Here is an 11,685-nt window from a genome sequence, read left to right on the forward strand (position 1 = left end):
GGCAGTCACGGCAGCGAAGGAACCCGCCCGCTCCGGGGCCCGGGAGCGAGAACACCCGGCCCGGCCCCGTCGACCCGCCGCTTACCACCGCCCCGTCCGGGCCGACCGGCGACGGCCGACGTCCCGGGGCCTGCCGCCGGAGCATCTTACCGGTCCAGCACGGCGGACCACCTCCGCCCCTCCCGGTCCCGCCGCCGCAGCAGCATATGACTCGAACGTTTCCGCACGTCAGCCGGTCGGAGCCTTCCGGACAGATGGCCGGTGAACCCTTGACGCCACGCCGCCGATGCTATTGAGTGTGCGACCAATAGACCAGTACGTGGGTACGCCCACCACGCGGAGGCGCGCATGACTTCCACGGCCCCCGGCCCGCAGACGGCTGTCCCGGATCTTCGCCCGACGTCCGAGCAGGCCGGACGCATCGAGGCCCACGGCATCGACCACGTTCCCGAACAGGAGCGTCACGGCCGTCCCCGGGAGCTGTTCTCGGTCTGGGCCGCGGCGAACGTCAACTACCTGTGCCTGGTCATGGGCGGCGCCCTGGTCCTCATGGGGCTGACCCTCCTGCAGGCGTTCGCCGTGATCGTGGTGGGCAACCTGTTCTGGGCCCTCGTCGGGCTCCTGGCCGTCTCCGGCCCCGTGTCGGGCACACCGAGTTCGGTGATCACGCGGACGATGTACGGCATCCGCGGCAACCGGGTGAACACCGCGATCACCGGCTGGGCCATCTGTCTCTGCTACGTCTCCCTGAACCTGTCCGCGGCCGCGATCGCCGCCTTCTCCCTCCTGCGGAGGGCCGGAATCGAGCCGGACACCGGCGTCAAGATCGTGACGGTGGCGGCCATCGCCGCGTTCACCCTGGCCATCAGCGTCTACGGCCACGCCACGATCCTGAAGCTGTACCTGCCGATCACGCTGGTCCTGGTGGCGGTCTTCGCCGTCGTCGGAGTCAGCGTCCTGCGGCACGCCCACTGGGACTACACGCCCGCCGAACCGCTCCACGGCGGCCCTCTGTGGGCATCCCTCCTCGGTGGCTTCGCCCTCGTCGCCTCGGGCCCGCTGTCGTTCAACAACGGCGCCGACTTCGCCCGCTACCTGCCGCCCGCCACGTCCCCGAAGCAGGTGGCGGGCTGGACCGCGCTCGGCGGCTTCGTCCCGAGCGTCGTGGTCACCGCGCTGGGAACGCTGGCCGGCACCGCGATCGACATGACCGACCCGCAGACCGCGCTCGAAGGCATCCTGCCCGGCTGGTTCACACCGGTCTTCCTGGTCTCGCTCGTCGTGGGCGCCGTCGCGATCAACGCCATGACCACCTACAGCTCGGGGCTCGCCCTCCAGGCCGTGGGCATCAGGATCCGCCGCTCCCTCAGCGTCGTGGTGTACGGACTCGTCGCCGTGGCGCTCACCCTGTACGCCCTGCTCGTGTCCGACTTCCTCGACACGGTCAGCAACGTCCTCCAGCTCACCGTCGTCCTGCTCGGCCCCGGCATGGCCGTCTACGCCACCGACATCCTGCTGCGCCGCAACCGCTACGACGGCCCCGCGCTCATGGACGAGACCCCGAACAGCGCGTACTGGTACACCGGAGGCGTCAACCGGGCCGGGGTCACCGCCCTGGTCACCGGCACCGCGGCCGCCGTCCTGTGCGTGAGCACCGAGCTGTACACGGGGCCGCTGGCCCGCGCGGCGGGCGGACTCGACCTCGCACTCCCGGTCGGCATGCCGATCGCCGCCGCCGTCCACGCGATCCTCATGCGCCGCCACCTCCCCTCCCCCGCCTCCCGGGCGCACTGACCGCCCCGGCCTGCCCGGCCCACGAGGGCCGGGCACGACATCACCCGGCATCACCCGACACCAGACCGCACGAGGAAGAGATGAACACCGAACGACAGCACATCCGCGTGGACGCGACCGACCCGTTCGCACGCGGCCGGCAGCGGGGCGAACAGCTCCGGGACACCCTCACCGGCGGACTGGAGATCTACGACCGGCTCTTCCGCCTCGCGGGCCTCCCCGAGGACAGGGTCCGCGAGGACGCGCTGCGCACCGCGGACGCGGTCGGCGCGTTCCGGCCGCGCCTGCGCGAGGAGCTGGACGGGGTCGCCGCCGGTGCCGGGGTGGAGCCGTGGCGGATCGCCGCCCTCAACGCACGCACGGAGATCCTCGCGCAGAGCGGGACGGGGCGGCCCGGTGAGTGCTCGACCATCGCCCGGTGCCTCGGGGCGGACCCGGCGGCTGTGCGCACCTTCGGCGTGCAGACCTGGGACTGGCACGTGGAGCTCGCGCCGCACTGGCACACGCACGAGATACGGGGCGGGCGCCACGACGTGGTCGGCATCACCGAGCACGGGATCCTGGGCAAGATCGGTGTCAACAGCGCCGGTCTCGCCCTGCACTTCAACATTCTCGGGCACCGCGAGGACGGTGTCGGCGGCGTCCCCGTCCACCTCCTCGCCGCCACCGTGCTGGAGGAGGCCGCGTCGGTCGCGGAAGCGCTGGAGACCGTCCGGTCCGCCCCCGTCACCGCCTCCAGCTCCTTCACCCTCTTCGACCTGACGACGGCCGTCACCACCGACATCACCCCGGTGGGCGTGTTCGTGATCGAACCGACCGACGGCACCCTCATCCGGACCAACCACTTCCTGAGCCCGGTGCCCCGCACCGCCGAGAAGACCGAGCTCTACCAGCCCGACTCCGGGGACCGCCACGCCCTGGTGGCGTCCCGTTTCGCCCGGGACCCGAAGCCGCAGCCGCAGGACCCGGACGAACTGCTGGAGTTCCTCGTCTCCGGCCCGGGAGAGCCGCAGCTGTGCTGCGTGCCCGACATGACGCTCCTCCTCGGCCAGCGCTGGGCGACGCTCGCCACCGTCATGCTCGACCCCGGCAGCCGTACGGCACGTGTCGTCGACGGTTCGCCGCTGGACGCCCGCGAGCGGCCCCCGCGCACACTGACGGCCTGACGGCACCGATGTGGTGGGCGGCCCGGACGCAGGACCGCCCACCACCCACTGCTCGCCGACGCCCTGCCGGGTGAAGCGATAGGCTCGGTCTGTAGGCACCACGCGCCGTGCAGGCACGCGTCCCGATCCCGGAGGCGGCCATCATGATCAAGGATGTCGAGTACTCGACCCCCTCGCAGGCCGAGGGCGAGCGGCTGGACGAGGACAGGGATCCGGCGGAGGAGCGGCACCCCGCCACCACCCGCACCCAGCCGTCCCAGGCGGAGGGCGAGCGCCGGGCGGAGGACGAGGAAGCCGGGCAAGCAATCTAGGCCGTGTCCCGCGTGCGGGCCCCGTCGCGTTCTCCCGGTGGGGCGGTCCAGGCCATCGCCAGGGCGAAGCCGAGGTCGTCGAACCGGGCCCCGGGGAAGACGCTTCCGTACAGCTCGCGGAACTGCTCGCGCGACAGGTAGCGGTCGCTGAGGAGGTGCGCCAGCCACGGACGGCTGTGCCAGAAGCGGAGTTGGAACCAGGCGTCGCGAAGCCCCACCCGGCGGATCTCGCCGGGGAAGTTCCACAACGCGGGCCAGGTGTACGCCTTGCGCGGCGGTGTCGGGTACTGGTCGCACACGTTGTCGATCAGCGCGACGGTACCGCCGGGCCGCACAAGTCCCTTCACGTGTTCCAGGCCCGCTCGGTAGTCGTCCAGGTGGTGGAACATGGTGTGGCTGTAGACCAGGTCGAAGCCCTCCTCGTCCTCCAGGTCCAGCAGGTCCTCCACCACGTAGCGCACGTTGGGCCGGGCCCTTCCGGCCCGGGCGATCTCGATCAGGGGGCGGCTCAGGTCCAGGCCGACGACCTCCTCGAAGCTGCCCGCCAGGGCCTCGACCGCGTGCCCCGAGCCGCAGCCCGCGTCCAGGGCGCGCCCGCCCGCCGGGGCTAGTCCGCGCAGCCAGGCGGTGTTCTGCCCCGGGAGCAGGCTCACGAAGCGGTCGTAGTCGAGGGCGAACCGGTCGAAGGACCGCGGATCCGTTGTCTGCGTCATGCCTCTCCTCTTGCACGGTACGGGCTCGAAGGATTTTCCCCTGCCGGGCCGTCGCGCCTGTTCTCACCAGGTGTCGCAGTACTGGACGTGCAGGCGGGCGGGTATGTTTCCACGGGTCCGTGCCGCCGTCCACGGGCCGGAGCCGAGTTCGACGCAGCAGTGTCCGGAGCCCGGGTGGCGGTGCGTGTGCGCCGGGGCCCGCTCGGTGAGGTCGCGCAGGGCCGCGCCGTGCTCGGGACGGTCGCGCCCCGGCCGCTCCCGGCAACGGGCGGGGGCGGGCGGCGCAGCGCGAGCACAGCACGACGTACTTCTCCGGCGCACTCCTTCCTGATCCGCGTCCGGCAGGGGACGGGGGCCCGTCAGCGCGGCGGGGTCTCGCCCGCGCGGTCGACCGCGGCCCTGGTCAGTACGGCGGAGGTGCCGACGACGGTCCCCGCCGGGCCCGCGTCCCCGGTCCCGGACAGGACCGTGCGTTCCCCGAGGTACGTGTACGTGGTCCGGTCGAAGATCCACTGCGTCTGCCGCCCGTGTGCCGTGCGGGCGACGGCGACGCCCTCGCGTCCCGTGGCGTCGGCCGCCGCGCGGACCACCGTGACGCCGGGGATCCTCGCGGCGGCCCGGTAGAGCGCCGCGCCGACCCGTGGCGGGGCCCAGTTCTCCGCGAGCAGGTCGCCGATCGTGGTGAACGCCTGCTGGTCCGGGTCCGGTCCCCGGCCTCGGGTCTCCTCACGGATCAGCCTCAGCAGGGCGTCGGGGTCGGTGGGCAGCGAGGCGAGGTACGCGTGGGTCGGGTCGTCGATCGAGGGGGCGGAGCCGTGCAGGGTGCCCGGCCGGGGTGTCGCCCCCGGGCCGTCGAGGTTCTGCACCGGCCCCTCGGCGTCGAGGACGGAGTCGGGCTGCCCCGCCTCGCGCAGCAGGCCGGGGCGGCTGCCGTCGGCCGACAGCCACACCTGCCGCCGGTGCACGGGAGGCATGGTCACGGGGCCGCCCCCGGCGCTCTGCGCGGCATGGGCGACCCTGCTCTCGACGTACACGAACTGGCCGGTGCGGACCGTCGGGCGGTCCTCCCGCGCGGCGGCGAGCGCGATGCGGTCGAGGAGGCGTGCCGCCCCGGACGCGCGGGGGGCGCCACCGTCCGCGCCCGGGGCGGCGCGTCCGGGCGTGTCCTGGAGGTTCACCGCCACGACACCGCCGACCGCCAGGGCACAGGCGACGGCCGGTGCCACGAGGCGGATCCGCCACGGGCGCGGACGCGGGGTCCCGGCGGTGCGGGGGGCGGCGGCCGGTGCGGCGGGATCCGTCTCTCGCAACAGGGCTTCCCTCAGCAGCCGTTCGCGGTCGGGTGCCAGGCCGGGGACTCGCGGCGGGGGCAACAGGTCGACGAGGTCGCGCCGTTCGTCCTCCTCCGGCCGGTGGTGGGTGCGGCGCCGCGGGGTCGGGTTCATCCGTGGTTCTCCTGGATCGACGGGCGGGCCGCCGCGATGCGGCCCGGTACCGGCTGGTCGGGGGTGGTGGGGTGCTCGCGGCGTCCCGTCGCGGCCGGGCGGCCGGTGTCGGCCGGGGCGGGCCGGGTGCGTGCGGCGGCGGAGGAGGTCTTCGCGGTGAGTTCGCGCAACCGGTCACGGGCCCGGGACAGCCGTGACCGGACGGTGCCCACCGGCACGCCGAGAGCCTCGGCCGCGGCGGCGTAGTCCAGGCCCTCCCACACCACGAGGGTGAACACCTCCCGGTCGCGGCGGCGCAGCCGGCCGAGCGCCCGGTGCGCGGCCCGCAGTTGCTCGAAGTCCGCGAGGTGCGCGACGAGGTCGTCGGCGAAGTCCGGGACGGAACCGCGCTCCGGGACGCGGGCGAGTGCCGTCTCGCGGCGTCTGCGGGCGCGGGAGTCGCGGCGCATGACGTTGGTGGCGATGCCCAGCAGCCACGGGCGCAGGCCGTCCCCGTCGGGCCGCAGGGTCTCCCGGCTGCGCCACGCCTCCAGGAAGGTCGCCGAGACGACGTCCTCGGCCTCCGCCCAGTCGCCCGTCACCCGCAGGGCGTAGCGGTGGAGCACCTGGGCGTGCTCGTCGTACAACTCCCCCAGGGCGTCGCGGTCTCCGCTGCGGAAGCGGGTCCTCATGAGTGATTCCACACTCTGTTCTGCCTGGTCCGTCACGCGGGTTCCCGTGACGTGCGACACACCCGCGGACCGGTCCCCGCGCCCGGAGTGACGCGGCTCACGGGAACCCGGGGGCCCGCCGGTGCAGTGCAGGTCATGACCGATCCTTCCGTGTCCCGCCGGGGCGCCCTGCGCACCCTGGCCCTCTCCGTCGCCCTGGTCGGCGGCCTGACACCTCTTCAGAACCCCGCGGCGTTCGCCGCGGCGCCCGAGACGTACACCCTCACGATCCATCACCTCGACCGCTCCGGCCGCCCGACCGGGGACCACGAAACCACCGTCACCGGAATCTCCGGGGCGGGCGCCGACGAGGTCGTCCGGCTCCACGACGCCTCCGGCACGACCACGGTGCGGCTTCCCGAGGGCCGTTATCTGCTGGACAGTTCCCTGACTCCCGGCGACGGCTCGGCCGGCACGGACTGGATCGTGCAGCCGCGTCTGAACCTCGACCGCGACACCACCGTCACCGTCGACGCCCGGACCGCCGCCCCCGTCGACGTACGGCCGCCGGACCGTTCCGCGGGCTTCCTGCACAGCGGGATGTTCGTCCGGGTCACGCACGGCGGCACGGAACGGCTCCTCAACCGGATCTTCGCCTCGCCACAACTGCGCGTCGCGCACCTCGGCCCCGCGGCCGAATCAGGCTCGGTGAAGCAGTGGTTCGACTCGTACTGGACGGCCGGGTCCGCCGGGTACGCGCTCGGCTACGTCTTCACCGGCACCCGTGCCCTGACCGGTCTCACCCGGCATCCCTCCGCCGACGAGCTGGCGACGGTGCGGATCCGTGCCGCCGCCCGGCCGGGCGGTACGGAGGCGGGCTCCGTCGACCTGCAGCCGAGTGCCGGGCCGACGGTCGGCGTCACCCAGCGGCTGACGCCGCCCGGCACCGCCACCCACTTCGTGACCCCCGGGCGCGGCACCTGGGACATCACCTACACCGCCCCGGGCGCCCCCGGCGCGCCCTCCAACCGGTACGCGGCCGACGGGGTCGTGGTGCGCGCCGGGGCCACGACCACGCACACCTTCGACAACGCCGTCTTCGGCCCCGTTCTCACCGACCGTCCGGGGGTCGTGCGCGACGGCGACGAACTCGCCGTCGACGTCCCGCTGCTCGCCGACGGCGACGGTCATGTGCCGTCGGCGCCCGCGTACGCCGCGGCGTCGACCCGGCTGTACCGCGACGGGGTGCTCGTCGCGACCCGGACCGGCTCCCCCGGCCGGGCCCGGTTCACCCTGCCGCCGGGGCGTGCGACGTACCGCGTCACCAGCACCGTGCGGCGCGGCGGCGCGCCCGGCACCGCCACCGGGGTCACCGCGTCGTGGACCTTCGTCTCGGACACCACGGCCGGCATCGCCCCGGTGCCGGTGAGCGTCGTGCGGTTCTCGCCCGTGCTCGACACGGCCGGTACCGCGGCGGCGGACACGACGCTGCGGGTCCCGGTCACCGTGCTGGGGGCCGCCGCGCACGGGCGGACGCGTTCGCTCGACGTGTCGGTCTCCACGGACGGCGGTGCCTCGTGGACCCGGCTCCCGGTCGAGCGCGGCGCCGTCACGGTCCGCAACCCGCGCGCGGACACCGGCGTCTCGCTGCGCGCGGAACTGACCGACACCGAGGGGCGCACCCTCGCCCAGACCGTCGTCGACGCCTACCGAACGCGGTGATCCGGTGACCCCCTCGGGCGTGCGGCCCCGACTGCCGCACGCCCGAGGGGCATTCATCTGGCCATCGGGCCGCACAGTTCAGGTCACGGACACCCGTGGTACGTCGAGGGGCAACCCTCGTCGGCGACACTCCCCGCGTCCCATCCGACGGGGGTGCGCAGACGAAGGAAGTACCGATGGATCGCAGATCGTTCATGGCCACGACGGGCAGTGCGTCGCTGGTGGGCGGGGCTCTCGCCGCCGGTGCCGGGCTCGCGGCCCCCGCGGCCGAGGCCGCGCCGCGCCGGCCCGACCGGGGCCGGACCGTCCGGTTCAACATCATCAGTGACATCCAGGGCGATCTGGCCGACTTCGGCAGGGCCCTGGACGATCTGCACCGCATCAACCCCGGCAGCGCCGGTCTCGGCATCGCCGGTGACATCACCCCGCGCGGCTACGACTTCGAGTACGCGGCGGTCCGTCAGACCCTGGAGCGCCACCCGCACCCCAGGAACGTGGCGTGGGCCATCGGCAACCACGAGTTCTACGTGCCGAAGTACAGCGACCCCAACACGCTCGCGGAGGCCACCTGGCCCAACGGCACGACGGAGGACTCGCTCTTCCGCAGCTTCTACAACTTCGCGGGCCGCAACAAGGTCTACTCGGAGACGTCGTTCGGCGGTGTGCCCGTGCTCAGCCTGGGCACCGAGCGCTACTCCCACTACCACGACGCGAAGCTGTGGGACGAGGTGTGGATCAGCGACGCGCAGTTCGCCTGGCTGGAGGACCGTCTCGCGTACTGGGCCCGTCGCCGCAGGCCCGTCATGGTGCTGACCCACCACCCGCTGCCCAACACGGTGTCGGGCACCCACAACAAGCTCTACCTCAACGACTACCTCCAGCCCGACCGGCTGCTGTCGATCCTCGGCCGGCACAAGGACGTGTTCCTCTTCTCGGGGCACACCCACTGGGATCTCAACCTGTCCGACTGGGTGGTGCGCCGTGTCGTCCCCGGCACCGGAAATCTGGAGGGCTTCACCGTCGTGAACACCTCGGCCGTGCAGGTCGGTTGGATGGACGACGGCAAGGGCGGCGAGGTCTCCCTCGGCGGTGCCTTCAACCAGGGACTCCAGGTCGAGGTCGGTGCGCACTCCGTCGTCATCAAGGCCCGTGACTTCACCACGGGCACATGGCTCAAGCAGCTGACGGTGCCGCTGCACACCGGTTCCTGATCCGGCACCGGACGGCCGCCGTCACCGGTCGGTCAGCGTTCCTCCCCTCCCCGGTCGGGGCCGGGGAGGAGGACGCACACCACCGGGGCGGCGGTGGCTGTCGGTGTGTCGTTCCACGCGACCCGTGCCGAGTCCGTGGAGACGAGGGCGAGCAGTTCCTCCGGGAGGTAGTGGCCGGTCGCGGTGCCGACGGTGCCTCCCGGGAGTTCGACACGGACGATGGTGTGCCATCGTGCGCCGACGCGGTCGGTTCCGATCCGGACCTCCCGTATCCGTGCCGTCGTGCGGGTTCCGTGTTCGACGATCCGCGCGGCGTGTTCCGGGAGCGGACCGGCCGCGGTGCGCGCCCGTGCGTCGCGAACGGCGAGCGTACGGGCGTCGGCTCCGCTGTCGAGCCACACGAGGTGTCCGCGGCCGGGGAAGCGGCGGACGCCGATGAGCGTGCCGTCCCGGGGCCGTCCGTCCCGGACGGAGGGGACCTGGCGGTATCCGTGCACGAGGGTGTCGGGGGCGCCGTCGGCGGCGGGTATCTCCGCGATCACCCGGAGGCCGTGCGTGTCACCGGTGGACACACCGCCCCAGGTGAGGATCTCCGTTCCGACGACGCGGGCGGCCTCCAACGGTGTGTCGGGGCGCGGCCGTTCGGGATCGGGGCGGTTGAGGAGCACGACCGCGATGTGCTCCTGGGGGGCGTGCGGGCCCGGCGGGGTGCGGTCGCGCAGCTCCATGACCACCAGCGTCCAGAGGAGGACCGCCGCCCCGCCCGCGATCACGGCCGACATGCCGAGGACGATCGTCAGGGCGAGATCCACCGGGAGTTCCTCCCATCGGGGCGGGCGCGACACCCGGTGGGCAGCCCCGAGGCGGGGAGCGGCACGGTACGGGGAGCGGCACGTGTCGCCGCGCTCCCCGTACCTGGCGGCGTCAGGGGTTCGACGGGGCCGCGTCGACCTCGGCGAACCAGGCGTCGGCGATCAGCCGGTGGCCGAGGGGGGTCGGGTGGACCCCGTCCGGGGCCAGTTCCGCCGCGCCCTTGTCCTCGGCGGCGTGGGGCAGCACGAGATCCGCGCGGACCACCAGGGCGTCGTGGGCGAGCGCGGTGCGCAGGACGGCGTCGGTGCGGGGGGCCAGGTCCTCGAACCAGTCCTCCTGCCCCGGGGTGACGGGGAGCAGGAAGGGGGTGATGACGACCAGCCGTGCGGACAGCCTGCGTTCCGTTTCCGTGAGCAGCCGGTCGAGGCATGCCTCGAACTCGTCGACCGGGCTGAGGAGTTCCTGGTCGTAGCGCCGCCAGGTGTCGTTGATGCCGATCTTGACCGTGACCACGGTGGGCCGGTGGTCGATGACGTCGGTGGTCCAGCGGGGTTCGAGGTCGTACACCCGGTGGCCGCTGATGCCCCGGTTGATGACGGCGGGGCCGGGTCCGGTGCCCGCCCGGTCGCGCAGGGTCCGCGCGATTCCCCGGACGTATCCGTCGCCGAGCGACGCCGGGTCCGTGCGGTCGCGGCCCGAGTCGGTGATGGAGTCACCGATGAACAGGAGTGTGTCCTTCTCCGTGATGCGCATGTCTGTCGTCTACCGTCCTGGCGTCGAGGTGTTGGGGTGGGAAGCGTTCGTCCGCGCCGCGGCACCGGGCCGGTGGGCCGCCACGCGTCGCAGGGTCGTGGTCTCGCGCGCCAGTACGGCGGGGTCGCCGCCGGGCACGAACTCCAGGAGTGCCTGTGGCCGTACGCCCCGCCGGTGCAGCAGGTCGAAGACCCCGGTCCACAGGTCCTCGCGCTCGGCCAGTTCCAGGCGGTGGTTGCCCGGCCACCACGAGAAGACGTGCACCGCGCAGACCTGTTCGACGAGTGCGGCGAGCCCGGCCAGCGCCTCGTCGTCGGGGGCGTCGAGCGGTGGCTGCCAGTAGGTGCGGAGATTGTCCGCGCCCACCTCGTCCAGCAGCCGGACCGTCGAGGCGACGGTGTCGGTGAGGGTCTTCGAGTGGAACTCCAGCCCGAGTTCCAGTCCGTGGTCCGCGGCGATCCGGGCCGCCTCCCGCAGACCGGCCGCGGTCTCCCGCCGTTCCTGCGGGGTGGTCGCGTCCGATCCGGTGCCACCCGCCCAGACCCGTATCCGGGGTGCGCCGAGGAGGGCTGCGGCGCGGGCGATCGCCGGGAAGTCGTCCGTCTCGCCGGGGGCGGCGCGGTGGTACGAGCCGTATGAGCAGCAGGTGAGCCCGTACCGGTCGGAGGCGTCGCGGACGGCGCGGACCGTGTCGGGCTCCGTCCAGGGGGCGTGCACGTCCGCTCCCCACTCGACCAGGTCGAGCCCGGCGTCCGCGGCGCGGCGCGCGACCTCGTCGGCGGGCAGTTGCCGGAAGGTGACCGAGCACAGTCCCAGCCCGCTCATCGGGCCGCCCGGCCGGGTCGGGACGCGTCGCGTCGCACCGGGCTGCTTCTTCTCATGGTCACTGCTTCCCTCTCCGTGCCCGCCCTGCGGCGGTTCTTCCATGGTCTCGCACGGCTCGCCCGCCGGGGCCGTGCGGCGTCGGGTTCCCGGTCGTCCGGGAAGGGGAGATGACCCGCCCCCGAGCGGGCCGCCTCGCCGGTGTTCCGGTCATCCGTTCCGGGTCGTCCCGGGTCCGCTCACGTCGCGTTCGGTCCCACGTCGGCGGTGGTGAGGGGGTGGCGC

Annotated in this window: 11 protein-coding genes; 5 read left to right on the forward strand and 6 right to left on the reverse strand. The window is 73.5% G+C overall.

What is annotated here, in order from left to right; all coding sequences use genetic code 11:
* Positions 1 to 348 precede the first annotated feature (348 nt).
* From EAO76_RS39635 to EAO76_RS45030, 3 genes are all read left to right on the forward strand, one after another.
* Positions 349 to 1,794: a cytosine permease gene (locus EAO76_RS39635; protein ID WP_148841080.1), complete on the forward strand. Its 1,446-nt coding sequence runs from the start codon at positions 349 to 351 to the stop codon at positions 1,792 to 1,794.
* A gap of 80 nt (positions 1,795 to 1,874) precedes the next feature.
* On the forward strand, positions 1,875 to 2,960 hold the full coding sequence (locus tag EAO76_RS39640) for a C45 family peptidase (RefSeq protein WP_148841081.1): 1,086 nt from the start codon (positions 1,875 to 1,877) through the stop codon (positions 2,958 to 2,960).
* Positions 2,961 to 3,103: 143 nt separating this feature from the next.
* Positions 3,104 to 3,271 (forward strand): hypothetical protein, encoded by a 168-nt coding sequence (locus tag EAO76_RS45030; protein WP_187438982.1) that lies wholly within the window; start codon positions 3,104 to 3,106, stop codon positions 3,269 to 3,271.
* Here EAO76_RS45030 and EAO76_RS39645 read toward each other — a convergent pair.
* From EAO76_RS39645 to EAO76_RS39655, 3 genes are all read right to left on the reverse strand, one after another.
* A complete protein-coding gene (locus tag EAO76_RS39645; protein ID WP_148841082.1) occupies positions 3,268 to 3,984 on the reverse strand; it encodes a bifunctional 2-polyprenyl-6-hydroxyphenol methylase/3-demethylubiquinol 3-O-methyltransferase UbiG in 717 nt (238 codons plus the stop codon). The genes EAO76_RS45030 and EAO76_RS39645 overlap by 4 nt on opposite strands.
* 359 nt (positions 3,985 to 4,343) lie before the next feature.
* Positions 4,344 to 5,429 carry a CU044_5270 family protein gene (locus EAO76_RS39650; RefSeq protein WP_148841083.1) on the reverse strand — a complete coding sequence of 362 codons (1,086 nt, stop codon included), beginning with the start codon at positions 5,427 to 5,429 and terminating at the stop codon, positions 4,344 to 4,346.
* Entirely contained in the window at positions 5,426 to 6,100 is a 675-nt protein-coding gene (locus tag EAO76_RS39655) for an RNA polymerase sigma factor (protein ID WP_148841084.1), read from the reverse strand. The genes EAO76_RS39650 and EAO76_RS39655 overlap by 4 nt, the downstream gene beginning before the upstream one ends.
* 135 nt (positions 6,101 to 6,235) lie before the next feature.
* Here EAO76_RS39655 and EAO76_RS39660 point away from each other — a divergent pair, with 135 nt between their 5' ends.
* Positions 6,236 to 7,801, forward strand: coding sequence for a serine protease (locus tag EAO76_RS39660; protein WP_148841085.1), 1,566 nt, complete (start codon positions 6,236 to 6,238; stop codon positions 7,799 to 7,801).
* Between the two features lie 176 nt (positions 7,802 to 7,977).
* On the forward strand, positions 7,978 to 9,012 hold the full coding sequence (locus tag EAO76_RS39665; protein WP_187438983.1) for a metallophosphoesterase: 1,035 nt from the start codon (positions 7,978 to 7,980) through the stop codon (positions 9,010 to 9,012).
* Positions 9,013 to 9,044: 32 nt separating this feature from the next.
* Here EAO76_RS39665 and EAO76_RS39670 read toward each other — a convergent pair whose 3' ends face one another.
* From EAO76_RS39670 to EAO76_RS39680, 3 genes are all read right to left on the reverse strand, one after another.
* Positions 9,045 to 9,824: a hypothetical protein gene (locus tag EAO76_RS39670; protein ID WP_148841086.1), complete on the reverse strand. Its 780-nt coding sequence runs from the start codon at positions 9,822 to 9,824 to the stop codon at positions 9,045 to 9,047.
* 112 nt (positions 9,825 to 9,936) lie between these two features.
* A complete protein-coding gene (locus tag EAO76_RS39675) occupies positions 9,937 to 10,578 on the reverse strand; it encodes an SGNH/GDSL hydrolase family protein (protein ID WP_148841087.1) in 642 nt (213 codons plus the stop codon).
* 9 nt (positions 10,579 to 10,587) lie between these two features.
* The gene (locus EAO76_RS39680) at positions 10,588 to 11,403 is read right to left on the reverse strand and encodes a sugar phosphate isomerase/epimerase (protein WP_148841088.1); all 816 of its coding nucleotides are present in this window, start codon (positions 11,401 to 11,403) and stop codon (positions 10,588 to 10,590) included.
* Positions 11,404 to 11,685 lie beyond the last annotated feature (282 nt).

Origin of the sequence: Streptomyces sp. sk2.1 (genome assembly GCF_008120935.1) — a bacterium.
Taxonomy (GTDB): Bacteria; Actinomycetota; Actinomycetes; order Streptomycetales; family Streptomycetaceae; genus Streptomyces.